A 24,009-nucleotide genomic window follows, 5' to 3' on the forward strand; every position below is an offset into this window, starting at 1 on the left:
TCTGCTATGCCGCAGGACGGCGGTGTGGCCCAGCGAAAATGCCCGGTTTTGCCTGTCTTTCACACAGCCCTGCAGAGTGCTATCTGCAGCCCATGAGCGACACTTTCCCAGATCAAACCGCGCTGGTGCTGTTTTCCGGTGGCCAGGATTCCGCCACCTGTCTGGCCTGGGCGCTGGCGCGTTTCAGGCGCGTCGAGATGCTTGGCTTCGCCTACGGTCAGCGCCACGCCATCGAGCTCGACAGCCGCGACAAACTCCTCGCCGGCGTGAAAGCATTGAATGCCGACTGGGCCGCCAAACTCGGCGATAGCCATACGCTGGATATTCCGACACTCAGCGCCATCTCCGATACCGCGCTGACGCGCGACGTTGCCATCGAGATGGGCGCGGACGGCCTGCCCAACACCTTCGTGCCCGGCCGCAATCTGGTGTTCCTGACCTTTGCCGCAGCCCTGGCCTATCGGCGTGGCATCACCCACATCATCGGCGGCATGTGCGAGACGGATTATTCCGGCTATCCCGATTGCCGCGACGACACCATCAAGGCGCTGCAGCAGGCGCTCAATCTCGGCATGGCCAGGAACTTCACGCTGCATACGCCGCTGATGTGGCGTGACAAGGCCGCGACCTGGGCGCTGGCGAAAGAGCTCGGCGGGCAGGGCCTCGTCGACCTGATCCGCGAACACTCGCACACCTGCTATCTCGGTGAGCGCGGTGCGCTGCACGACTGGGGCTATGGCTGCGGCAAATGCCCGGCCTGCGAACTGCGCGCCAAAGGCTGGCGCGAGTTCGCAGCAACGGCCGTTTAGACGGGCAGCGACTCGCGGACCTTGGCTGCCTCGCTCGCGCCAAGGCCCGTCAACGGCGGCCGCACCCGCAGCCAATTGTCATTGTTGTCACGCTTCGCCAGCAGCACCTTCAGCGAGGGAAGCTGCGCATAGGTGGACACCGCATTGCGCGTCGCCACGATGCGTTCCTGTGCAGCGGCAACCTCTGCCTGTTTGGCTGGATCGTTGAAGCCCGCAAATACAGTGGCAAGCTCGCGGCCGACGAGGTTCGACGCCGCCGTGATGCAGCCGGCGCCCCCCATCGGCAGCAGCTTCAGCATCAGGGGATCGGCGCCGACCAGAACCGAGAAGCCCGGGAAGCGTTCTACGATCGCGCTCATATTGGAAAACTCGCCTGCGGAATCCTTGATTCCGACGACGATCTCCGGGAAGCGCGTGCGCAGGCGATCGATAACATCGAGCGAGATCGGCACCGCTGACATCTGCGGGATGTGATACAGCACAACGCGCAGGCGTGGGTCGTTGACGCGCTCGATCACCGCCGTATAGGCGTCGACGATGCCCTGATCGGACACGCCCTTGTAGTAGAATGGCGGCAGCATCACGACGGCACCGACGCCGTTGGCGACAGCGTGCTTCGTAAGCTCGACCGTTTCCATGATCGAGGCCACCCCGGTGCCCGGCAGCAGCTTCGACGCCGCGATCCCCGATTTGACCACGGCATCCAGCAGCGCCATGCGCTCGCGCGATGACAGCGAATTGGCTTCGCCCGTGGTGCCGAGCATCGCGATGCCGGTGCAGCCGTCGTCGAGCAGGCGCCGGCAGTGCGAGGCGAACAGTCCCTGATCTACCGACAGGTCGGCGTTGAAGGGGGTGGCAGCAGCGCAATAGACGCCGGTCGGGAAGGGGGCTGTCATCGTTGGGCTCTTTCGGATGCGTGTTGCAGGAGTTCGTCTAACGAAGCTCTGGTGTTTCCCTCGCCCCGCTTGCGGGGAGAGGGTGGCGCGGACGAAGTCCGCGACGGGTGAGGGGGACTCTCAGTTTCACTCGCAGGCTCCCCTCACCCGACGCCCACATGCTGCGCATGCGGACGTCGACCTCTCCCCGCAAGCGGAGAGAGGTTAGAATCTTACGGCATGATCTGGCCGCCATTCACCTCGATGACCTGGCCGGTAATGTAGCTGCTCATGGTCTCGTCGGCGAGGAATTGATAGGCACCGACGCAATCCTCGGGCGTGCCGATCCGGCCGAGCGGAATGCCCTGGCGGGCGCCTTCGAGCTGCTCAGCCGTCGAATAGCGCTGGTGGAACGGCGTCATGATCACGCCCGGCGCCACCGCATTGGCGCGCACGTTGAACGGAGCCAGTTCCTTCGCCAGCACGCGCGTGATGGTCGAGACAAAACCCTTGGCCGAACCATAGAGGCCGGCGCCACCGCTGCCCCCGTTACGGGCTGCAACCGACGTCGTGTTGATGATGGAGCCTGAACGCTGCGTCTCCATGATCTTGGCGGCCTTGCGGCAGGCGAAGAACACCGAGCCGATGTTGAGATCGATCACGTCGTCATACTGCTCGTCGGTGGCGTTCGCGATGGAAGTACGGCCGAACATGGCGCCGGCATTGTTGATCAGCACGTCGATGCGGCCCAGCTTGGCATGGGCTTCGTCGATCACACGCGCCGCTTCAGCACGCTCGGACACATCGCCGCGCAGGAGCTCTGCACTGCCGCCGCTCGCGCGAATATGCGCGACCACTTCTTCGGCGCCTTCCGGATTGCCGTTGTAGTGCACGATCAGCCGGGCGCCGAGCGTGCCGAATTTCTTCGCCACGGCGGCGCCGATGCCGGAGCTTGCGCCAATGATCACGATGGCCTTGCCGTTCAGTCCGTTGGTCACGCCTGGTCCTTTCCGATTGTGCGAGCCTTCGATCATGATTTTCGCGGCCTGACAAGTTGTCAGAATTTGTGCATCGCAATACGACTTGCAGCCCAATAAGTAGAATTTCTAAATATATTTCAATGAGATGAAGTTGATCTCGCCCAAATTCGTCATGTTGACATGTTGACATGTGGATCGCGCCCTCGCATGTTCGCCGCAACCAGGCGAGGAAATGTTTCCATGCGACAGCGCTCCCGAGCGATCGGACTGCCGCAGGAAAGCTCCGCCGCCAGATCCCTGTAAGCCCATGTCCTACAAATCCCGGGTCCATCCGATCATGAAGCCGATTGATCCCCCTGAACTGCCTGACGCGGGGCGTCCGCGCAGCACCGGCAACTCGCTTGTCGACAAGGTCTATGGCGAGCTCGCGCAACAGATCGCCAATGGCGACTACGCACCCGATCAGAAACTCCCTGGCGAGCACGAGCTTGCTGACATGTTCGACGTCTCTCGCCCTGTCTTGCGTGAAGCGCTCGGCCGGTTGCGTGAAGATGGTATGATTGTTTCGCGACAGGGCGCAGGCAGTTTCGTGCAGATGCGTGCACGGCAACAGCCGCTCGGTTTCGCGCGTGTGGAAACCATCGCTGACATCCAGCGCTGCTTCGAATTCCGCATCACCATGGAATCCGATGCCGCGCATTTTGCAGCGCTCCGACGCAGCGACGACAATCTCGGCAAGATGGCAGCAGCGCTCGGCTTGCTGCGCGAGGCGACGAAGAAGCGCAAGCATCGCGAAGACGCCGATTATGCCTTCCATCTCGCCGTGTCCGAGGCGACCAACAACCATTACTTCGCGACCTCGCTGAACGCCCTCAAGGATCATGTCGCCGTCGGCATGAAGCTGCACGGCCTGTCGCTGATGGGACCGCGGCCCGGCCTTGAACAGGTGTTCGAGGAACACACCAGTATCTACGAAGCGATCCGTGACCGCGATGCCGAAGCGGCGCGCACGGCCATGCGTCACCATCTCGAAACGTCGCGCGATCGCCTGTTCGAAGGCCGTCTGCTCGACCTCTCGTTCCGGTGACGAGGAGAGTGAATTGACCGACCACGCTGCATTTCTCGCAACGCTCGCCGGCATCGTCGGCGACTCCCGCCACGTCATCGGCCCCGGCGGCGATTTCGAACCCTATGTGGTGGACTGGCGCGGCCGCTATCACGGCCAAGCGCTCGCCGTCGTGAAGCCCGGCTCGACGCAGGAAGTTTCCGCCATCGTAAAGGCCTGCGCTGCGGCCGGCATTGCCATCGTCCCGCAGGGCGGCAACACCGGAATGTGCGGAGCGGCGACGCCGCTCGGCGACCGCGACATGATCGTGCTGCGCCTCGACCGCCTCAATCGCATTCGCAACGTCAGCCGCCTCGGCGATAGCATCGCTGTGGATGCGGGCTGCATCCTCGCCGACATCCAGAAGGCCGCCGACGACATCGACCGCCTGTTCCCGCTCAGCCTGGGTGCCGAAGGCTCGTGCCAGATCGGCGGCAATCTCTCCACCAATGCCGGCGGCACCGCGGTTCTGCGCTACGGCACCACACGCGAACTTACGCTCGGCCTTGAAGTCGTGCTGCCCGATGGCGAGATCCTCGACGGCATGACGGCGCTGCGCAAGGATTCGACGGGCTTCGACACCAAGCAGCTGTTCATCGGTGCCGAAGGCACGCTCGGCATCATCACCGGCGTGGTACTGAAGCTGTTTCCGAAGCCACGGGCGAGGGCGGTGTCCTTCGCCAAGCTGAACAGCATCGAGGCAGCGCTCGACCTGCTCGCGCAGGCGCGCACCGAACTCGGTGACCGCATCGGCGCCTTCGAGGTGATGTCGCGAGGACAGATCGAAGTCATCGCCGAGAACCTGCCGCTGGTGAACATCCCGTTCGAGCTGGATGCGCCCTGGTATGTGCTGATCGAACTGGTCGATACGCTGGTGTCGGTCGACCTGAACGCAGTGCTCGAAGCGTTGCTCAGTGGCGCTTATGAGCGCGAGCTGATCACCGATGCGCTGGTGGCCTCCAGCGAGACGCAGGCCGCAGCGTTCTGGAAGATCCGCCACAGCGTATCGGAAGGCAGCAAGAAGGCCGGCTACGTGATCTCGCATGACAGCGCCGTGCCGCTGTCGCAGCAGGCGACGTTCGTCACGCAGGTGGAGAAACGCATCGCCGCCTATCGACCGGATGCCCGCATCGTGATGCACGGCCATATCGGCGACGGCAACATCCATATTCTCGCGATCATCCCCGGCCTGGAGCAGAACCAGAAGGATCAGATCCAGGACACGATCCGCGGCATCAACACCATCGTCGATGAAGAGACCGTCGCACTCGGCGGCAGCATCAGTGCCGAACACGGCATCGGCATTGCCAATCGCGAGCGGCTGGCGCGCGTCACCAAGCCAACCGAGCTGCGGTTGCTCCGCAGCGTCAAGGCAATGCTCGATCCGAACGACATCATGAATCCCGGAAAGGTGCTGCCTGCATAGAGGCGGAAATCACACGCTTCGACGGCTTCAAATCATCAAATCAAAAGGGGAAATACCAATGAGAATGACATCGATCCTGATGGCCGCCTGCGTCGCCTTCGGCGCCGTGGGGCAGGCGAGCGCACAAGACGCAAAATATCCGAACAAGCCGATCACGATCGTCGTGCCGTTCGCAGCCGGCGGCACCGTGGACATCATCGCACGCATGGTGTCGGAGAATCTGCAGAAGAAACTCGGCGCCACCGTGTTGGTCGAGAATGTCGGCGGTGCCGGCGGCAATATCGGCGTCACCCGCGTCGCCCGCGCGACGCCCGATGGCTACACGATCGGCCTCGCCAGCACCTCGCCGCTGGCGATCGCACCGACGCTGTATGGTGCCAAGCTCCAGTTCCAGCCGGAGAAGGATCTCGTGGCGTTCGCACAGGTCAGCATCGTGCCGAACGTGCTGGTGGTGAACCCCGATCGCATCAAGGCCCGTACCGTGCCGGAGCTGATCGCTTACATGAAGGCCAATCCCGACAAGGTGACGTTCGGCTCGGCCGGACCCGGCACGTCTCAGCATCTTGCTGGCGAACTGTTCCAGCAGATGACCGGGACCAAGATGGTGCATGTGCCCTACAAAGGCTCGAGCCAGATGGTCACCGACCTGATATCCGGCCAGATCGACATCGCCTTCGACAATGTCCCGCTGCTGCTGCCGCATGTGGCCGCCGGCAAGCTGGCGATGCTCGCCACGGCAACGCCGAAGCGCGCCGAGTTCGATGCGAATGTGCCCGCCGTCGCCGAATTCCTGCCGGGCTTCGAGGCTGTCGCCTGGCACGGCTTCATCGCGCCGGCGGCAACGCCAAAGCCGATCGTCGACAAGCTCTCGGCGGAAATCCGTGAATTCATGAGCCTGCCGGAGACGAAGAAGAAGATGGCTGAACTCGGCGCGGTCGCCGTGGCGATCCCGCAGGATGAGTTCACCAAATACATCGCCAGTGAGACCCTGCGCTGGAAGGGCGTCATGGAGAAGGCCAACGTCACGATCAACTGAGTTGTACCGTAGAGTGGATCAGCTTCGCTCATCCACTCTACGGCCGCGTCTCCGTCACCGATGCCAGATAGCGCGACAGCCGATCCACATCCGGAACATGATAGCTGTGCCGGTCGCGAAGTTCGGCAGGCGCGCTCCAGCCGGGCGCGATCCCGGTCATGTCAGGCAATTCATGCGCGATGCCCTTGTGGCAATCGATACAGGTACGCTCGCCGGTGACGAGATACTTGGCATGGATCGTCGCCGCGCGCGGCGCCTGTTTGGTGAAATCCATGGCGATCGCCGAATGGCAGTTCCGACATTCCAGCGAGTCATTGGCCTTCAGACGCGCCCATTCATGTTTAGCAAGCTCCAGACGCTTATCGAGGAACTTCTCGCGCGTCGAGATCGTGCCGAAGATCTTGCCCCATACTTCCTTCGACGCCTGCATCTTGCGCGCGATCTTGTCGGTCCAGTCATGCGGCACGTGGCAGTCCGGGCAACTGGCACGCACACCGGAGCGATTGGCGAAATGCGGGGTTCGCTGCAGTTCCTGATACACGTTGTCACGCATCTCATGGCAGCTGGTGCAGAATTTCTCGGTATTCGTGATTTCCAGCGCCGTATTGAATCCGCCCCAGAAGATCACGCCACCAAGGAAGCCGCCCAGCGCCAGCACGCCAAGACTGATATGCGCAGCCGGTCGGCTGGCGATGCGCCAGAACCAGAGAAACTTGGCTATCAACCACTTCATGGCGCTCACCTGCCGGATGCCTTCATGTCGGTGAAGGTGTTCGGGACGAGCGGACGTGCATCGGTTTGCGGCACGTGACAGGCCGTGCAGAAATAGCGTCGCGGCGTCACATCGGCGAGCATCTGGCCGTCGCGATCCATGAAATGCGTAACGCTGATCATAGGCGCACCGGAGCCTTCGGTATATTCGCGACGATGGCACTCCAGACAGCGATTGGCCCGCAACGTGAGCTGATAGTTTTCGATTGAATGCGGAATGACCGGCGGCTGCTCCGGATAGTTACGCATCACGCGCCTGTCGTCGGTGACGGGCCGCGGGAAGGGCGGCGCAGGAACTTCGCCCATCGGCTGCGCCGCGCCGGTGAGGCGCGGCACGACTCGCGGCGCAGTCTGGACTGACTGCGCATAGATCGCGCCGGACACCAGCACCATGGCGCCGCCGATGATTGCTGCGATGATCGCCTTCATCGCATTTAAACCGAAACGATCTTGACCGCGCATTTCTTGAAGTCCGTCTGTTTGGAGATCGGGTCGGTTGCATCCAGCGTGACCTTGTTGATCAGCTGGCTGGCATCGAACCACGGCACAAACACCACGCCGCGGGGCATGCGGTTGCGTCCGGTCGTATCGACGCGCGTGCGGATCTCACCGCGCCGCGACATCAGCCGGATCTCGGCGCCCTGGTTGAGGCCGCGGGCGCGCGCGTCTTCGGCATGCATGAAGCAGCGCGCGCCGGGAAACGCCTTGTAGAGTTCGGGCACGCGCATGGTCATCGAGCCGGAATGCCAGTGCTCCAGCACGCGGCCGGTCACCAGCCACAGATCAAACTCAGCATCGGGTGACTCGGCCGGCGGCTCGTAGGGCACCGCGATAATGCGCGCGCGTCCGTCGGGATTGCCGTAGAATTCAATCTTCTTGCCCGGCTTGACGTAAGGATCGAGGCCTTCGCGGTAGCGCCACTTCGTCTCCCTGCCGTTGACCACGGGCCAACGCAGTCCGCGCACCTCATGATAGGTGTCCCAAGGCGCGAGGTCGTGGCCATGGCCGCGGCCGAACGTGGCATATTCCTCGAACAGCCCCTTCTGCACATAGAAGCCGAAGTCCTTGGACTCGTGGTTTCCATAGTCAGCGGGGATTTCGCTGACGGGAAATTTGTTGACCTCGCCGTTGCGATACAGCACCTCGAACAACGTCTTGCCCTTGTAGCTCGGATTGGCGTCGAGGAGAGCGGCGGGCCACACTTCATCCGTCGTGAACCGCTTCGAGAACTCCATCAGCTGCCAGAGATCCGAGCGTGCCTGGCCGGGCGCGTCGACCAGCTGACGCCAGACATGGGTACGCCGTTCGGCGTTGCCGTAAGCACCTTCCTTCTCGACCCACATCGCCGCAGGCAGTACGCAGTCGGCAGCCAATGCCGTCACCGTCGGATAGGCTTCCGACACGACGATGAAGTTGGCGGGGTTGCGGTAGCCCGGATAGGTCTCGCGCGAACTGTTGGGCGCCGCCTGCACATTGTTGTTCACCTGAACCCAGTAGAAGTTCAGCTTGCCGTCATGCAGCATGCGGTCCTGCTCGACGGCGTGATAACCGATCTTGTCGGGCAAAAGGCCATACGGCACGCGCCAGATTTCTTCAGTATGCTTGCGGTGCTCCGGATTGGTCACCACCATATCGGCGGGGAGGCGGTGCGCGAAGGTGCCAACCTCTCGCGCCGTACCGCAAGCCGATGGCTGGCCCGTCAGCGAGAACGGCGAGTTGCCCGGCTCGGAGATTTTGCCGGTCAGCAGATGGATGTTGTAGACGAGCTGATTGGCCCAGACACCACGGACATGCTGGTTGAAACCCATGGTCCAGAGCGACATCACCTTGCGCTTGGGATCGGCATAGAGTTCTGCAAGTTCCAGCAGGAATCCGGGCTCGACACCGGTCAGCTTCGACACCTTCTCGAGCGAATAGTCCTTCACGAATTCGGCGTAGGCCGCGAAATCGATTGGCGTCGTCGCTGCGGCCGTGGCTGCTCCCTTGGCCTTCTTCTCCAGCGGATGTTCGGGACGCAGCCCGTAGCCGATATCCGTCGTGCCCTTCACGAAAGTCGTGTGGCTGTTGACGAATTCGGTATTCACACGACCTGTCGAGATGATGTGGTTGGCGATGAAGTTGAGAATGGCAAGATCGGTGCCCGGCTTGAATACGATCGGGATGTCGGCGAGGTCAGAACTGCGATGGGTGAAGGTCGAGAGCACCGCGACTTTCACATGCGGATGACCGAGGCGGCGATCGGTGAGGCGCGTCCACAGGATCGGATGCATCTCGGCCATGTTCGAGCCCCACAGCACGAAGGCATCGGCGGCCTCGAAGTCGTCATAGCAGCCCATCGGCTCGTCCATGCCGAAGGTGCGCATGAAGCCCACGGCCGCAGACGCCATGCAATGCCGCGCATTAGGATCGAGATTGTTGGAGCGGAAACCCGCACGCATAAGCTTGGTCGCGGCATAACCTTCGAGGATCGTCCACTGGCCCGATCCGAACATGCCGATCGCAGTCGGTCCCTTTTCTTTCAGCGTCGCCTTGGCGCGCTGCGCCATGGTGTCGAATGCTTCGTCCCAGCTCACCGGAGTGAGTTCGCCGTTCTTATCGAACACGCCGTTCTTCTTGCGGAGCAGGGGCGTGGTCAGACGGTCGGCGCCGTACATGATCTTGGAGAGGAAGTAGCCCTTGATGCAGTTCAGGCCGCGGTTCACTTCCGCCAACGTATCGCCATGGGTGGCGACGACCTTGTTGTCCTTGACGCCGACCATGACGCCGCAACCGGTGCCGCAGAAGCGGCATGGCGCCTTCGACCATTTGATGGACAGCGATCCGACGCCGCCGGCAATCGATTGAGCGGCTGCCGGAACGTTGATGCCAGCCGCCGCTGCAGCGACAGCCGCCGCCTGAGCCTTGAGCAGATCACGCCGCGAAAGGGGCATTCGTCGTTCTCCTAATCGAGACGCTGTTCGAAAACCATGTTGGCCGAGAGCACGCCCGGCCATGATGAGATGTCAGCGAGCATCGCACCCAGTGCGCCGCTGTCTGGCCCTTCGAGGACCGCCACAAGTTTGGAGGCTGTGCGGTGATGGATCTCGACGCCAGGAAGGCTCGACAACCGCGCAGATACCGCTTCGATATGGGCCGGAAGCACCGACACAACGGCGCTGGAAATGTGCTCATTGTCGTGCGCTGGCGCGCCGACGGTCGCGCCCGTCAACAGAGCGCGTCTGGTGAATTTGTCTGCCATATGGAAGTCCTAGTGAAGCAAAGGTGGGCCGGGCGGGCCGAAAATCAGCTGGTACATCCAGACGAGAAAGCCGTAACCGCCGACCACGCCCACCGCGACGACGGGCCAGATGAGAACGACGATTGTGAGAAAGACGAGCAACTCCGACATGCGGCTATTGCATCTTTGAACCTCTGCAGGCTGAGCGATATTCTGGTTCGTCACCATTATGCTCCCCCTTCGGTCTGCGATCATATGCCTAGAGAAGAGGCGAGATTCGCCTAGCGCGAGGGCAATATGCCTGCTACTGCGCTCACCTTCGTTGCGATGGATCAAATAACAACTTCTGCGGATGCATTATTTGATATCGTTGTTCTGATCGCGATGTCGTCGTGCAGAGCTACTCGCATCAGATCTTTTGATGACAGTTTTATTTGATTGCGACAGCTGCTCGGCGAAATCGCTCGTTCCGAAAGGCGAGCAATGGATCGTGAGATGTGCAAATCGTTTGGTAGTGCGCCGCTTTTTGCGGGGCTGGACGCGGGCGCACGCGGCATCATCATCGACGCCGGCAGAAAGCACGTTCTCGGCTGCGGTTCTACGCTCTGGCAACAGGGCGACGCACCGCAGATGCTCGCACTGGTCATCGATGGTCAGCTCAAGAAGACGATGATCAATGCGCATGGCGCGCAGAAAACGCTGCAATTCATACGCTACGGCGGTCTCGTCGGAGCCGCATCGGCATTCGGCAATTTTTCTCACCCGACAACCCTGAGCGCGACAGTCGCAACGGAGATTTTGTACTGGTCCGCGGATCGTTTCAGCGGGCTAATGCATGTTGTCCCGCAGCTCGCGATCAATGTCCTCGGTATCGTCGGACGGCAAACCGATCACCTGCTGCGCCGTCTTCACGAGGCAACGAGTGAGAGCGCCGATCGCCGCATTGCACGGATCGTTCTGCGTCTGGTGCGCGAAGGAGATCCGGACGGTGGTTGTGTTCCAATCGAACTCAGAATTTCGCGCCAGGAACTGGCCGAATTGAGCGACACCACACTGTTCACGGTCAGCCGCACTGTTTCGGCCTGGAACCGGATGCAGATCCTGAAAGCCGGTCGCGGCCGCTTGACGGTCATCGATCCTGCCGGGCTCGCGGACCTGGCGGGCGATGCGCCGGCGCTCCGAGACAAACGACGCCGGGTTTGATCCGAACCTGCCGCCGCCTATCACGCGGGGTCGAGATAAGGCTCGAACGCCTCGACCGACACCTTAAGCGTCGGATCGCCATCGGGTCCCCACAGTTCGGCGCCGTCGAACACGACGGTATAAAGCCACTGCGGATTTTCGCCCCGGTCGTGAGCCGCCGTATCCGGGTAGACATGCGCGCCGTGAAGGCGCTCGATCACGCCGACATGACCGCGGACATAGCGCGGCAGGCGCGTATGCGTTGTCGGATGGATATTCTTCATCCGCACGCGGTCGCCGATCTTGAATGCGGCAGGCGCGGAAGCAGGGCGCGTGAATGAGCCGCGGGTCAGCACGCGCTCGACACTATCGACGGTGAAGTTGCCGCGTTTCAGCGGCTTGGGCGGCACGGATGCGTGGCCGGCCTTGATCTCGTCTGCGGCGATGAAGCCACGCTGAATCAGCATATCCTCGAGGCCGAGCAGCCACTTCTTGTAGTAGCTGCTGGAGAGATAGACCTCCGGCGGCAGCGTCTCGCGATAGAAGCGAGAGGCATCGATGTTAAACGCGCCGGTGGCGCCCATGGCACGCACCATGGCCAGCACGCGCGCTTCCCATTCGGCATGAAACATCGGCTCGTTCGGCTCCGGCTCGACTGTGCCGAAACCATCCATGCCGCCCATATCGTGGACGCCGTTCACGATGGCGCTCCCGGCGTAAGGACAAGGCCGGTGCCGATCATGGAGTCGCGCGTGACGAGTTCAGCCAGTTGTTCTTCGCTCCAGCCCTCGGTGCCTGCAGGGCGCATCGGCAAAACCAGAAAGCGCGTCTCGGCCGTCGAATCCCAGACACGGATTTCCGTATCCTTGGGCAGCGTGAAGCCGAAGTCTGCCAGCACGCCGCGCGGGTCCTTCACGGCACGGGAACGATAGGGCGCGGCCTTGTACCAGACCGGGGGCAGGCCGAGCATTTCCCAAGGGTAACAGGAGCACAGGGTGCACACGACCATGTTGTGGCGCTCGGGCGTGTTCTCGACCACGACGAGATGATCGCCGGTGCGGCTGACATGGCCGAGCGTACCGACCGCCGCGGAGCCGTCGGCCAGCAGCGCCTCCTTGAAGGCAGGATCGGTCCAGGCCTTGGCCACCACCAGGGCGCCGTTGTGCGGACCGATCTTGGTTTCATAGGCCTGGATCATCGCGTCCAGCGCGGCCGGATCGATATAGCCCTTCTCGCTCAGAATGGTTTCGAGCGCGCGCACGCGCAGCTCCATTTCCGACAGTTCGGAATGATCGTGGTCGTGATGATGGTCGTGATGGTGTTCGCTCATACCGGCAGAATAGGCGAGGCGCGATTGTTCTGTCGAGGATTTCGGGACTCAGCTAGGTCTACAGCATGGCTGCTCCCCGTTATCCTGCGCTGGCTCTGTTCGGCTTCGTTCTGGTCGTGCCGCTGCTGGCGGCGGCTGGTCACGCGGAGGCGGCCAATGGCGCCTATGCGGTCGATGCGGCGGATATTTCGGACCTCGGCTCCTGCAAGGTCGAGAGCTGGTACTCGATGGCCACCAATCGCGACTTCGCGGCTGTCGCCAATCCGTCCTGCGTGGTGGAGATCACGCGCCCCGTCGAACTCAGTGTGCTTACCAATCACAGCCGCTCCGACGGCGAGTTCAGCACCACGCTGGCGCCGAAAGCGAAATTCAATATCGAGCCGACCGGTATCGGCAAATTCGGCGTATCGGCGCTGGCCAGCGGCACATTCGACGCCATGACCGGCCAGAACACCGCGGTCTTCGCTGAAATTCCGGCGACCTATCGCTTTTCCGAAACCATGCGCGTCAATCTCAATGCCGGCTGGCTGTGGGATCGCACCATCGATCGCCACTACTTCACCTATGGCGTCGGCTTCGACTGGAAATTCACCGATGTGCTGCAATACACGGTGGAACTGTACGGGCAGGCGGGTCACGCCGAATTCGCCAGCGTGATCCAGCCGCGCGTCCAGACGGGCGTGCGTTATCGGCCCAACGACATTTTCTCGGTCGACGTGATCTATGGCCGTAACATCACCGGGGAGAATTCCAACTGGATCACTTTGGGCACCACGATCCGGTTTCCAGCGCCCGGAAGCGTGCGCAAGCCCGATGCGCATTTGTGATCCGCACAAGGCTGCCGACCGCTGTAAAACCGCGATATCGGAAAATTGCGTGATTTTCCGACAAGTCTCTGAAATATCTGGGTGTTAACGTCCGATCGTGTTCTAGCCCGCTTGCGGAAATCGAGTGTCAATCTTGCGCCGATCTTGCGACTTCCTGTCCGTCATCGCCATCGCGGCGGCGCTGGTCACGCCCGCGTTGGCAGGCACCAGTCTGCTGACCGACAAGCCCGATCTCAGCAGCTTCTCCCAGGATGGACTGAACCGCGTCACCGCAATGCTCGACCGCGAAGTCGGCCAGGGCCATCTCGCCGGCGCGATCATGCTGATCCAGCATCACGGCAAGCCGGTCTATTATGAGGGCTTCGGCGTCCGCGATCCCGCGACCATGGCGCCGATGACGACGGACACGATCTTCCGGCTGTATTCGATGTCGAAGCCTGTGACATCAGCCGCGGCGATGATCCTGATCGAGCAGGGCAAGCTCAAGCTCGACGATCCCATCGCCAAATACATTCCGGCCTACGCGCATCCGCAGGTCGCGACCGAACGCACGGATGCCAGCGGCAAACCCTATCTCGACTTCACACCGGCGTTGAAGCCGATCACCGTGCTCGACCTGATGCGGCAATCGTCCGGCATCAGTTCGGCCTTCACCGATCTCGGCCTGATCACGCAGCTCTATCTTGATGCAGGCCTGTTCGATGGCGATTTCGACAATGCCGATTTCGCGGCGCGGCTGGCGAAACTGCCGCTGGCCTATCAGCCCGCCACCGTGTGGGATTACGGGCATTCGACCGATCTGCTCGGCCGCATCGTCGAGATCGCATCAGGCCAGTCCCTATACGATTTTGAGAAGCAGTATCTGTTCGATCCGCTGGGCATGACCGACACCAGCTACTACGTGCTCGATCCCGCCAAGGCACCAAGGATCGCGCAGCCGCTGCCCACCGACCGCATCATCGGCAACGAGACCATCAGCAATCCTACGGTGAAGCGCAAATGGGAATCCGGAGGAGGTGGGCTCAATGCCACCACGGGCGATTACGCGCGCTTCCTGCAGATGCTGATCAATGGCGGCGCGCTGGGCGGCACCCGCATCCTGAAGCCGGAAACGGTCCAACTGATGCGTCAGAATCAGGTCGCGCCGGCCAGCGATGTGAAACCCTGGGCCTATTACTATCCCGGCGCCGGCTTCGGTTACGGCCTCGGCTTCGGCGTCCGCACCGGCCCCGGCGAAGACGGCGTGCCGGGTTTCGTTGGCGAGATGGCCTGGGGCGGCGCCGCCGGGACTTACTTCTGGACCTATCCGGACCAGGACATGGTGATGATCCTGATGGTGCAGACGCCAACCCAACGTGGTCGCATCCAGCCGATCCTGAAGACGCTGGTCTACGACGCGATCAGGAAGTAGCGAAAACACGGGTCGGTCGCGGGTGAAGCGTGAGGCTGACTTCTTTGCAAGCTTTTGAAATTATTTGATTAAATTTAGAATCCCATTCGCAAAGAGGGTGCCCGCGCGATACTCTCGCTGATCAGGAAATCCTGCCTCGGGAACGATCCCGTCAATTGACGCTTGATATCGCATCAAATGATGATATGTGTGACCGAGTAGCGAGGGAGGGAATCATGGCCGAGATTGCATCAACCGGCATCCAGATGCCCCTTACGCCCGTCGACATTCAGACGTTCACGAAGGCACCCGACCGTGAGCGATTGTCGCCTGTTGCCATCAAGGCATATCGGAAGATCGTCGAGCAGTGGGCGCTCACCAACGCTGAAGCTGCGACATTGCTCGGCGTATCTGAAAGTACATGGGATCGGATCAAGCGGGGGGCATGGGATCAACCTCTCTCGCAGGACCAACTCACGCGCGCGTCAGCCGTGATCGGCGTTTACAAGGGGCTACGGCTTCTGTTCGCCGATGACATGGCATTGCGTTGGCCGAAGCTGGCGAACAAGGGTCCGATCTTTCAGCGCCGAACGCCGGTCGATGCCATGATCGAGGGCGGCATTCCGCTCATGCTCGAGACACGGCGCTACGTCGATGCGGTGCGTGGCGGCCTGTGATCGATGCTTGAAGGTTTGACGATCAACCGCCAGGGATTCGAGCGGACCATTCGCCTCGTGACGACCGCCCGGCTTCGGGATTCTGTGCTGCGTGAGTTGGTCGATGCTTCCGAACTCGATCTATTGAGCGAAATCGAAGGCGCCACGAGCAACCGACGCATCGCGCAGGCTCGTGGGGCAGGCGAAGTGCAATCATACGAGCTCGTATATGGCGTCCCGCACGCACACTTCATCAACGCCTCGTTCGCCTATGCGAAGCCTCGAGAACCGAACAGGTTCAACGGTGCCGAACGTGGCGCCTGGTATGCCGGCTTCGAAATCGAAACCAGCCTGGCCGAGGTCAGATTTCACCTGACGGAGGCGCTCGCAGCCGCCGGAGACTTCAACGCCACGGTCGAATACGCGGAAATGTTTGCGAGCTTCGCAGGCGAATTCGTCGATCTGAGGCCGCATCCGACGCATCAGTCCTTGCACCCGGAAAAGACCATTGGCTACCCGGCCGGGAACGCATTGGCGGAAGCTGCGCGCGTGCGCGGCCTGAATGGGATCATCTATCCATCAGTCCGCCATCCCGGCGGGACTTGCCTTGCCGCGTTGTTTCCGCACGCTGTCCAATCAGTGGCCCAGGGAAGCGTCTATCGCATGGTGTGGAGTGGCAAACCCGAACCGGTGATCGAACTGGTCAAGGGGTAGCGGGAAGAACACTGTTGATCCCCACATAAAACAACGCCAATCCCCTCACAAGACCGACATAACGTCAGTTTCCCCCCACTCGAGTGGAGAATGGGAGATAGAAGAGCCGCTTGGTTACTTAGGTGCGGAGTATTTGTTCGAGCAGCTAGTCGCGGTGGTGACACAGGCCGCGCTTCCGATAATTCAAGGACGCGATCCCCGCGAGACGGACTTCAATGGGTCATTGAACACGCCACGGAAGACGTACAACACGCAACCTTCATCAAGCTCATGATCTTAGACGTAGTCACCATATAGCTACTGCGGGGCGAGCGGTCGCCTGCCACTATCTGCAAGCGCAGGTTCGATAAAACAATCCGCAATCATTTAACTTTGGTCCCAAATGGGTCATGCGCAGATGGCTCGGCGCTGACCAAAATCCGAGATTGTGGTCGTTCTTTCGTGGCTTACGCACGACGATCGATCTGGCATGACGCGCTGCCATTCCAGCGCAATTGGAGGCCGTTTCATGAAATATCTTGCTCTGGCCGTGCTACCGGCTCTGATAATTGGTGTATTTGTTTCAACGGCTTCGGCCGCCCGCGGGCCTGCGCGCTCCTACGAAAGCTGCACACAACTTGCAGATCAGCGAGGCTTCATGCCCTCTGAACGAAGCGGCTTTCGTAAAAAATTTATCGGTCGTTGCATGAAGGGCAGGCAACAGTAGTGGACTGCAATTTGACCGGATTTCGCGCTTCCCTTGAGTGGGCGGTTGAGCCAAACGGGCTACACGGACACAAGACAAGCGGTGTTGTTGAGGCCAAAGTAGAGGTGAAAGCCAAACAGGCGATAGCTTATTCAGCGTAAAACAAGTTTCGTCAGCAGAGCCACCAGTTCACTCTGACGAGACACTCCGACCTTGGAGAAGACTCGTTTAAGAACGGTTCGCGCAGTCTCTTCGGAAATTCCGAGCTTTTCGGCCGCCTCACGTGGCGGCAGGCCGAAACCGACCAGTGCTGCGACCCGTGCTTCGCCAAGGGTAAGCCCCAACAGATCTCTGACAACAGCAGGATCTGCCGGTTCGCCAACCCTTGGTTCGATCACCAACACAATGGTCCGCGCCTGGGTCAGGAACTGTTCTGCCAAATTCAACGTTGTCGCGATTGGAAGCAAGTAAACGACAAGTGGACGATCAGACGAAGCGCGCTGAACCAATATGGGTTTGGGCTCCGTGAGCAGGTCTTCGGCGCCTCCCCGTAGGGCGCTTGAGATGAGGGCGTCGATCCGATAGCGCTCGCTGGCGGGACCGATACGCAAACGGCGTTGAGAGATATCGAGATGCTCGCCCACCAGGCTTTCAGCCGCCGGGTTTGAGAAAATGACCCGGCCCAGTGAATCCAGGGCGAAAACTCCGATACCAATTCGAGTTAGTGCTTCGCCGAGGCCCTTTTTTACAAGTTCAGAATCCAGAAGGCGGATCGATAATCTCAGCGATTTCTCAATATGAGGACCAATCCGCCGTAACACGGCGAGCTCGGCGTCGGAGAAACGAGGCTTGTCCTTCGAGCTTCGCTGCACGGAAAGCGCAACGCCGACATGGGGGTCGGGGGACACTGCGATCGCACCAAGCCAACCCAGCCCATGCCGAACCGCAAACTGCGTATAAAAGGGATCGGTGATGGATTCGTCGTCGGAGACGAGATGGCGATCCGTAAACGGGTCTCCATTGAAAAAGTATCCGCGCTCCACGCTCCGGATTGCGCGGATATCGCGAGTGGCCCAGTTCTCAATATAGTCCCGTTGTGCTTCGATCAGACTGTCTGAGGCGATCGTGCCGAACGAACCGTCATCTCTGCTCCAAATCAGGACCGAACCAACATCGCCTGTGCAATCCGCAATGGCGGCAAGCGCTTGCGGCCAGAGCGAGGGATCAGGCGCAGCAGCATAGATAGCTTCGACGGCGGTAAGTAAAAGACGGTCGAGCAAGGCTATGCTCATTTCTCTGTAATCGGCCAAATCGGCGACTGTAACGCGTCAGCGTGGTGCAACCTTAGGTTAGCGCGTTCCGATCTTCAAGAGAGGGGGCGGCTGCTGCCGATTCCGCACCGACCGTCCAATCGTATGCTGTCGTTGCGTTCGTAATAGATGGGATATGTCGTCGGAGAAATCGGTTATCACCATGGCACGCGTCAAGGCCGCCCTCAGTTCCTGTTGCCGCGAGAACAACCGAACGAATGCCTCTTGTCCTGTCCGCCTAAGTCTGCGTTCGCGGAGCAAAGCGGTAATCGCAATTTCTATTATGAGTTGCACGACTGCACTTCGTTCGATACCGAAGGTTAGGAGATTCCTTGGGGCGGGGTTGCAATGCGGATTTGCGTGGGTGGACTTCTGGGTCTCGTTATCTCGTTTCTCGCGGTCGACGCAAATGCCCAAAGCCAAGGAGACGTCATCGACCTGTTCGGATCGATGGTGAGGTCAGGCATCACTCTGGCGACCCAGGCAGAGTGGGAAAGGCTACCGGTCCGGGAGGTCGGGTGTGTCGATCAGGCACTGCGCCAGCGCAATTCGTCCATCAACACCGCCATCAGACAAGGCATCAATCCTTCCGATCCTCGCGTTGCCGAAATGCGGGTGGCGTGCCGCACGCAGGCGATTGCGCCGGCGGACCAGCCCGGGCCGAGCTTCAATTGCGCGGTGGCGAACGGTCCCGACGAGGTGGCCATCTGCTCGAATGCGGAACTGTCGCGTCTCGACCGGGCCGTCGTCGCGCGCTACGAGTTCCTTCGCACACGATATGGCGAGCCCGCAGCGAGGTCCGTTGCTGGTCCGCTGCTCCGGTCGCGACAGAGCTGCGGCGCCGACGTCGACTGCATCAGGCAGGCGCAGCTTGCTACGATGTCTGAATTCCAACGGCGAGGCGCGCCGGCGTTCCAGCCAGAGCCCGCTGTTCCAATCGTGGCAACGAAATCGATCTATTCGGTGGACGGCCTGGCATTGGGCGGCCGCGTTGTCCCTGACAGCGCCTCCTACAGGGACTATCGCTGCGCTCCGAGCGAGCAGTTCCCGGACTTCACGTGGTGCCAGAAGCGGCGCGCCGAGAATTCCTCGCGCGGGCAGTACATGTCTTCCAATTCGATACTCCACACCGCGGACGGGACCGCTCGGTACGTGAACCGCTATCTCGAGCCAGCCTTTTTCGCCGGCAATGAAGCGCAGGACGACGTCAATCGGCTGTCCATCAAGTTCGGGCCGCCGCGGACGATCTCCATACCCGCACGGCCGGACGCTCCGAACGGTCTGATCGCCTACTGGGGCGACGTCGTCCTGCAGCCACTCGATCCGCAGTCGATGGGCGAACTGGCCGCGGGCAGGGACGTCCGTGCAGGACTCATCGTCGATCATATCGGAAACTTCCAACGCTCCGCGCGTCTCGGTCTGCCCGTCTACAGGCTCACCGGAGGGGCCGGGTACGTCTGGGCGGCAAGCTGGGACGCGAACGGTCGAGGTACACTTCGTTTCCTCACAGTGGACGCTTCACAGATATCTCCCGCGCGCATCGCCTCCGCGGCTCCTACGGTCAGACAAATGCCCGAAGCCTCCGCAGTGGCGGCTCCACCCGTCCAGCCGCTCGACACGGCCGTAGTGCCTCCCAGCGAGTCGACAAGGGCCCAACCACAAGCCTCGTCGGCACCGACCGCGCTGGCGGCCGCCAAGCCTGCCACAAGTGACATGAACGCCAACGGATCAGTCGGGGCGCCGGAGCGGCCTAGTCAGCCCACGAAACTCGAAGCAGAAGCCGTGGCTCCGCGAGTGATCCCTCTCGCCCCTAAGCCCACGCCGGCTCCGGCCGAGACGCGGACCGACGCGAAAATAGCGGCCAGCGGGCAGGATGTCTCCGGCACGGCTCCTTCCGCAGAGAAGGCACCGTTGCCGTTGATTGTCGTGACGGAGAACTCGCGGACAAAAGGTGACGAGACGGCGGGCGTGCCCCCCCCCCACCAGCGCGCCCGTTGCCAGCTCACCGAAAGCCTCAACAGCGCCTCTTCCTCAAGCGGCGTCTACGTCCAGCGGTCTGGTTACGGCGCTGGTGGCTGTGATCCTTCTGTTGTTGGCGTCCGTGCTCTACCTCGTCCTAAAGGGCAAGCGCGATGTCGTCGCGCGGATGCCGGGCGATGATGAGATCGAGCCGCCGCCGAAAACCCGCGATCTCGCTGCGCTGCAGAACGCCGACTTGCCGACGATCGAGATAGCTACCCCCACGATGGGTCTCGTCAAGGAGCCGATCCAGACCATCGTTGAACCGTCCGCAGCGGCGACGGAAGACACGGAAAAGAAGTCCGGAAGCCCTGGCGCTGAACAGATAGAACCGCCAGTCCGTGCTGCGGCTTCGGCCGCGACCGTGGTCGCGGTCACCGGACAGGGCTCGGCGCTCGAGGACCTGCTGGCCCATCCTCATGCTGGCGTTTACGGATGGGCCGCCGTGGTGGCTGTATCGACTTTTCTGGCGACCATCGGAGGACCAATCCTCCTGATCCCGCTCCTGGCGACAGCGTATCTGCTGCCGACGTTCGTCGGTTTCAAAAGGCGACACGTTTATAGCTGGCCCATCCTGGTCCTGAACGTGATTTTCGGCGTCACCGGACTCGGCTGGCTGGCGCTGATCATCTGGGCTTTCACCGGACCTGCGAAGTCGGCGCTCGACGGCATGAACAGCGCTGAAGCCATCGGTCTTTCCCGACGTCCTGACGCGGCAGCATCGGGGCATATGAGTGACCGTGAGATACAGTCCGGCTGGAAGATTCCGGTCCAGGAGGCCGAGATTTTCGGATTCGCGATTACCCGAGGCCCCGTGATATTCGGCTCAGACGACCTCGTCGCATACTTCAAGCACCCGTTCATCGGAATTTCGCGCGCCTCGTCAGGTCGGTCCGGGTCTTTCGACGTCAGGTACGACGTGAAGCGTCAAATCCGGTGCATAGCAAAGATCGACGCCGCGACGAAGATAAGCGTCGGGCGGACCTTGGGGCGTTCCGCCCTCACAGGCATCGGCGCCGCGATCTTCACGGGACGCCATGCGGCGCTCGGTGGGGCCATCCTCGATTACAGGTTCGCCGGCGACGAGACTACCGAGACGGTCACCGGCCTGATCGTCTTCTCCGACTTCTCATCCCTGATATTTGGATGCGACGCGGCGCACTACGAAAAATTTTGCGCTCTGATGCTGCCCGAGGTTCTCTCGGACGAGCGTGCCGAAGAAACGGCGGAGCAGCTAGGCAAGATAAAACGCATGGCGGATGACGGGCCTCGCGTGATCTTGGAAATGGATGAAGCCGTCGCGAAGGCGCAGAAGACGGTCGACCGGATGACGGTGCAGGCGGAGGAGGGCTCATCCTTTGCGGAGCGCGACGAGGCGAGGCTGCAACTGGCGAGCTTGTCGGAGCAGCTTCACGACGCCAAGGCGATGTCGAACGCGGTGCAGCAGCTCGTAGCCAGCCGAAACCAAGAGCGCAAGGAGGGCGTCGGTATCACATAGAGCCAAGACCTGGAAAAGGAGTACGGCGGGTGGATTCCGGCGCCACGCCAAGGACGGCGTCGACCATGGTCATCGCGTCACTCAATATCTCTCAGTGCCTGCACGTAGGACCTGGCGCTTAGTCACTCTATTTCGCCGATTACACTGTAGAAATCATATTGAATTAGCCTTGGAAACGTTTCGAAACGGTCGTGACGTCAGGTTTAATGAACGCGACCGGATTCTTGCCGTTCAGTTCGAACCGCCGAAAACCTACATTACGGCCGACTGATCGTCATCAGGTTCTTCCGGAACAAAGAGGCTTCCGTTCTCGCGAGAGGGCTTATTGCTTCAACATTTCAATGATCATTCGGATGGTCCCATCGGCAGCTTCGGGGTGATAGGTCAAACGATGGCCGAGATACTTACTCGAGCCACGGTCTTCATACGCATGCGTAGCGCCCTTCCAGATTTTAGCTGGAACTGGCACTGCTCGATTGTTGATCAAATTCATTTCGCAAAGGACTGGATCCGTCCAATCGTCCTTTTCCGCCAAAAACAGAAATACTGGAGCGTTAAACTCGGTCTTTTGCATGTTCGCACAGTATGGCTGCATGGCGAATGCGCCAGCAAAGGCGTTTTTCTGCGAGGAGGCGACCGACTTCTCCATTGCAAGAAGCGTTGTTGACGCGCCGTTACTGCGACCGAGCAGGTAGATTCGCTTTGGATCGGCTTGACCTTTCTCGATCAGGTAGGCCAGCGCCGAGTAAGCATCGTCAGTTCGACGACGTGCCCAAACAGTTTGCTCAACCCCATTGTTGGCACATATTCCGCCGGACCCAACTTCTCGATTCAAAAAACTATCGAGAACCAAGACTCCGTAGCCAGCATCGACCAGCTTACCGCCATACTCATGTGCCCATGCTTTGAGCGGTTTGGTCATCCCGCTACAGCCGTGCAACAAGACGACATAGGGAATTGGACCTTTCGATCCGCGAGGCCGGATGATCTCAGCCGGCAGTTCGCCGTAAGCTTTGATCTTGCCTTTTTCTTCTGGCGCTCCGTTCATAAAGTTTGTGTCGCCAATCGAATGCCAAGGCACCTTTACCATTTCGGCCGACGCAGCCGTGGAGAGCAGCATCAGTAAGCCCGTAACGAGTGAGCGCATATGACTTTCCCTACCGAAACTGTTGGTCGCCGTCTGTCACGAATCATTCTCAGACATGGAATCATAACCAACTCATCTGACCAAAATTCTTCCTGGATCGGCTCTGGCCGTGACTCTTTTGACCGACGTTCTGCCTGAGGATTTCCACGATAGAGACGTTTTCCAAGAAGAATGATGGATTTTTGCACTAACTTACCCGCCGCATATATTGCAGCGCAGGAAACGAAGCGGAGATCGACGGCATCCAGCCGGAGACGTTGCACTACATCCACGGCAAGGGCTGAAAGTACGCGGGATCGCTTTCTGAACGGCTGCTTGACCATTTGCGGAACGGCAGACCAACCTGGACGGACTGCGATCGGATCGACGCCGGACTATGAACGACCTCGAGGCGTTGCGTGCCGAAGCAAGCGAACTCGACACGACCATCGTTCGTTACAACAATCTCGAGGAAATCTTCCGGGCGGACATTCATCATTACGAAAACGCCGATCCGCCTGCCGGAACGGAGAAATTTGCCACGATCGAAGTGTTCTCTGGAGAACGGGGCGTGGGTCGTCAGGGCCTCTTCCCACCTCTGGAATCGTAGACCATTTCCGGTGCAACCTCAGTTCATTGAAGGTGAGGGTGCCTCGCCCATTTCGTTGCTCAGGCGATCCCGGCACCGATCGCGCCACTCCTGAGCCATCGAATTATCGGTCGGCGTCAGGATGTCCAGGATCCTTACCGGACAAAAATCGGCGTATGGGCCTTCGGTTTCGGGCAACGCATCGACTTGGTAGAAATCGGCCCCGGCTTCAGGTTTCGGCCTGACGACGACGATTACACCCTCGACGACGGCTTGGCCCCGGATTTCCGTCTGGACGGCTGCCGCGACGCAACGGTCTCCCAGATGGTTCTCGTAGATTTCGAGATCCAAGACTTCGTCCGTTCGTGCCGATCTTATGTGGGGATCTGAAGTGCTCCCCAAAACTAGGCCAGCCAGCGCTGGAATTTTCCGGGATTATGCTCATGCCGGCGGGGGCGCCGATG

24 protein-coding genes are annotated in these 24,009 nt (G+C 60.7%); 12 read left to right on the top strand and 12 right to left on the bottom strand.

Translation table 11 applies throughout. From position 1 onward, the window contains the following. Positions 1-92: 92 nt before the first annotated feature. Entirely contained in the window at positions 93-809 is a 717-nt protein-coding gene (gene queC, locus AC1RLZ_RS12720) for a 7-cyano-7-deazaguanine synthase QueC (RefSeq protein ID WP_493188904.1), read from the top strand. Here the strand turns inward: queC and AC1RLZ_RS12725 are convergent. Together AC1RLZ_RS12725 and AC1RLZ_RS12730 are read right to left on the bottom strand one after the other, a co-directional pair. Then, complete coding sequence (locus AC1RLZ_RS12725) at positions 806-1,705, bottom strand: dihydrodipicolinate synthase family protein (RefSeq protein WP_493188905.1); 900 nt, start codon at positions 1,703-1,705, stop codon at positions 806-808. The two genes, queC and AC1RLZ_RS12725, sit on opposite strands and share 4 nt — an antisense overlap. A 212-nt stretch (positions 1,706-1,917) precedes the next feature. Beyond that, on the bottom strand, positions 1,918-2,682 hold the full coding sequence (locus tag AC1RLZ_RS12730; protein ID WP_493188906.1) for an SDR family NAD(P)-dependent oxidoreductase: 765 nt from the start codon (positions 2,680-2,682) through the stop codon (positions 1,918-1,920). A gap of 289 nt (positions 2,683-2,971) precedes the next feature. On the opposite strand from AC1RLZ_RS12730, the gene AC1RLZ_RS12735 reads away from it, so the two are divergent. The 3 genes from AC1RLZ_RS12735 to AC1RLZ_RS12745 are packed head-to-tail and all read left to right on the top strand — an operon-like array spanning position 2,972 to position 6,231. Then, a complete protein-coding gene (locus AC1RLZ_RS12735) occupies positions 2,972-3,751 on the top strand; it encodes a FadR/GntR family transcriptional regulator (protein ID WP_493188907.1) in 780 nt (259 codons plus the stop codon). 13 nt (positions 3,752-3,764) lie between these two features. After that, a complete protein-coding gene (locus AC1RLZ_RS12740) occupies positions 3,765-5,195 on the top strand; it encodes an FAD-binding oxidoreductase (RefSeq protein WP_493188908.1) in 1,431 nt (476 codons plus the stop codon). A 58-nt stretch (positions 5,196-5,253) separates the two neighbouring features. Further along, positions 5,254-6,231 (top strand): Bug family tripartite tricarboxylate transporter substrate binding protein, encoded by a 978-nt coding sequence (locus AC1RLZ_RS12745; protein WP_493188909.1) that lies wholly within the window; start codon positions 5,254-5,256, stop codon positions 6,229-6,231. A 37-nt stretch (positions 6,232-6,268) separates the two neighbouring features. Here AC1RLZ_RS12745 and AC1RLZ_RS12750 read toward each other — a convergent pair whose 3' ends face one another. From AC1RLZ_RS12750 to AC1RLZ_RS12770, 5 genes are read right to left on the bottom strand one after another with little or no spacing between them, the layout of a single operon-like run. Then, positions 6,269-6,964, bottom strand: coding sequence for a cytochrome c3 family protein (locus AC1RLZ_RS12750; RefSeq protein WP_493188910.1), 696 nt, complete (start codon positions 6,962-6,964; stop codon positions 6,269-6,271). Positions 6,965-6,969: 5 nt separating this feature from the next. Beyond that, positions 6,970-7,464: a nitrate reductase cytochrome c-type subunit gene (locus AC1RLZ_RS12755; RefSeq protein ID WP_493188911.1), complete on the bottom strand. Its 495-nt coding sequence runs from the start codon at positions 7,462-7,464 to the stop codon at positions 6,970-6,972. Then, on the bottom strand, positions 7,437-9,932 hold the full coding sequence (napA, locus tag AC1RLZ_RS12760; RefSeq protein WP_493188912.1) for a periplasmic nitrate reductase subunit alpha: 2,496 nt from the start codon (positions 9,930-9,932) through the stop codon (positions 7,437-7,439). The genes AC1RLZ_RS12755 and napA overlap by 28 nt, the downstream gene beginning before the upstream one ends. 11 nt (positions 9,933-9,943) lie before the next feature. Further along, complete coding sequence (locus tag AC1RLZ_RS12765; RefSeq protein ID WP_493188913.1) at positions 9,944-10,240, bottom strand: chaperone NapD; 297 nt, start codon at positions 10,238-10,240, stop codon at positions 9,944-9,946. Between the two features lie 9 nt (positions 10,241-10,249). Then, entirely contained in the window at positions 10,250-10,447 is a 198-nt protein-coding gene (locus AC1RLZ_RS12770) for a periplasmic nitrate reductase, NapE protein (protein WP_493188914.1), read from the bottom strand. Positions 10,448-10,714: 267 nt separating this feature from the next. On the opposite strand from AC1RLZ_RS12770, the gene AC1RLZ_RS12775 reads away from it, so the two are divergent. After that, a complete protein-coding gene (locus AC1RLZ_RS12775; RefSeq protein ID WP_493188915.1) occupies positions 10,715-11,422 on the top strand; it encodes a Crp/Fnr family transcriptional regulator in 708 nt (235 codons plus the stop codon). A 20-nt stretch (positions 11,423-11,442) separates the two neighbouring features. Here AC1RLZ_RS12775 and nthB read toward each other — a convergent pair whose 3' ends face one another. Together nthB and nthA are read right to left on the bottom strand one after the other, a co-directional pair. Next, positions 11,443-12,102 (bottom strand): nitrile hydratase subunit beta, encoded by a 660-nt coding sequence (gene nthB, locus AC1RLZ_RS12780; RefSeq protein ID WP_493188916.1) that lies wholly within the window; start codon positions 12,100-12,102, stop codon positions 11,443-11,445. Beyond that, positions 12,099-12,731 carry a nitrile hydratase subunit alpha gene (gene nthA / locus AC1RLZ_RS12785; RefSeq protein WP_493188917.1) on the bottom strand — a complete coding sequence of 211 codons (633 nt, stop codon included), beginning with the start codon at positions 12,729-12,731 and terminating at the stop codon, positions 12,099-12,101. The genes nthB and nthA overlap by 4 nt, the downstream gene beginning before the upstream one ends. Before the next feature lie 65 nt (positions 12,732-12,796). Here nthA and AC1RLZ_RS12790 point away from each other — a divergent pair, with 65 nt between their 5' ends. From AC1RLZ_RS12790 to AC1RLZ_RS12805, 4 genes are all read left to right on the top strand, one after another. Further along, positions 12,797-13,558, top strand: coding sequence for a PA4824 family protein (locus AC1RLZ_RS12790; protein ID WP_493188918.1), 762 nt, complete (start codon positions 12,797-12,799; stop codon positions 13,556-13,558). Between the two features lie 124 nt (positions 13,559-13,682). Beyond that, positions 13,683-14,969, top strand: coding sequence for a serine hydrolase domain-containing protein (locus AC1RLZ_RS12795; protein WP_493188919.1), 1,287 nt, complete (start codon positions 13,683-13,685; stop codon positions 14,967-14,969). 215 nt (positions 14,970-15,184) lie between these two features. Beyond that, positions 15,185-15,625: an antitoxin Xre-like helix-turn-helix domain-containing protein gene (locus AC1RLZ_RS12800; protein ID WP_493188920.1), complete on the top strand. Its 441-nt coding sequence runs from the start codon at positions 15,185-15,187 to the stop codon at positions 15,623-15,625. Positions 15,626-15,628: 3 nt separating this feature from the next. Beyond that, positions 15,629-16,318 (top strand): RES family NAD+ phosphorylase, encoded by a 690-nt coding sequence (locus AC1RLZ_RS12805; protein ID WP_493188921.1) that lies wholly within the window; start codon positions 15,629-15,631, stop codon positions 16,316-16,318. A gap of 837 nt (positions 16,319-17,155) precedes the next feature. Here the strand turns inward: AC1RLZ_RS12805 and AC1RLZ_RS12810 are convergent. Continuing rightward, positions 17,156-18,283 (bottom strand): helix-turn-helix transcriptional regulator, encoded by a 1,128-nt coding sequence (locus tag AC1RLZ_RS12810; protein WP_493188922.1) that lies wholly within the window; start codon positions 18,281-18,283, stop codon positions 17,156-17,158. Positions 18,284-18,673: 390 nt separating this feature from the next. On the opposite strand from AC1RLZ_RS12810, the gene AC1RLZ_RS12815 reads away from it, so the two are divergent. Together AC1RLZ_RS12815 and AC1RLZ_RS12820 are read left to right on the top strand one after the other, a co-directional pair. Beyond that, the gene (locus AC1RLZ_RS12815) at positions 18,674-20,473 is read left to right on the top strand and encodes a lysozyme inhibitor LprI family protein (RefSeq protein WP_493188923.1); all 1,800 of its coding nucleotides are present in this window, start codon (positions 18,674-18,676) and stop codon (positions 20,471-20,473) included. 223 nt (positions 20,474-20,696) lie between these two features. Continuing rightward, positions 20,697-21,830: a superinfection immunity protein gene (locus tag AC1RLZ_RS12820; protein WP_493188924.1), complete on the top strand. Its 1,134-nt coding sequence runs from the start codon at positions 20,697-20,699 to the stop codon at positions 21,828-21,830. A 322-nt stretch (positions 21,831-22,152) separates the two neighbouring features. Here AC1RLZ_RS12820 and AC1RLZ_RS12825 read toward each other — a convergent pair whose 3' ends face one another. Beyond that, positions 22,153-22,977: a dienelactone hydrolase family protein gene (locus AC1RLZ_RS12825; RefSeq protein ID WP_493188925.1), complete on the bottom strand. Its 825-nt coding sequence runs from the start codon at positions 22,975-22,977 to the stop codon at positions 22,153-22,155. Between the two features lie 376 nt (positions 22,978-23,353). On the opposite strand from AC1RLZ_RS12825, the gene AC1RLZ_RS12830 reads away from it, so the two are divergent. After that, positions 23,354-23,566 carry a hypothetical protein gene (locus AC1RLZ_RS12830; RefSeq protein ID WP_493188926.1) on the top strand — a complete coding sequence of 71 codons (213 nt, stop codon included), beginning with the start codon at positions 23,354-23,356 and terminating at the stop codon, positions 23,564-23,566. Positions 23,567-23,584: 18 nt separating this feature from the next. On the opposite strand, the gene AC1RLZ_RS12835 is transcribed toward AC1RLZ_RS12830, so the two are convergent. After that, on the bottom strand, positions 23,585-23,896 hold the full coding sequence (locus AC1RLZ_RS12835; RefSeq protein WP_493188927.1) for a hypothetical protein: 312 nt from the start codon (positions 23,894-23,896) through the stop codon (positions 23,585-23,587). Between the last annotated feature and the right edge of the window lie 113 nt (positions 23,897-24,009).

The sequence above is a fragment of the Tardiphaga sp. GW822-FHT04G09 genome, assembly GCF_058800725.1.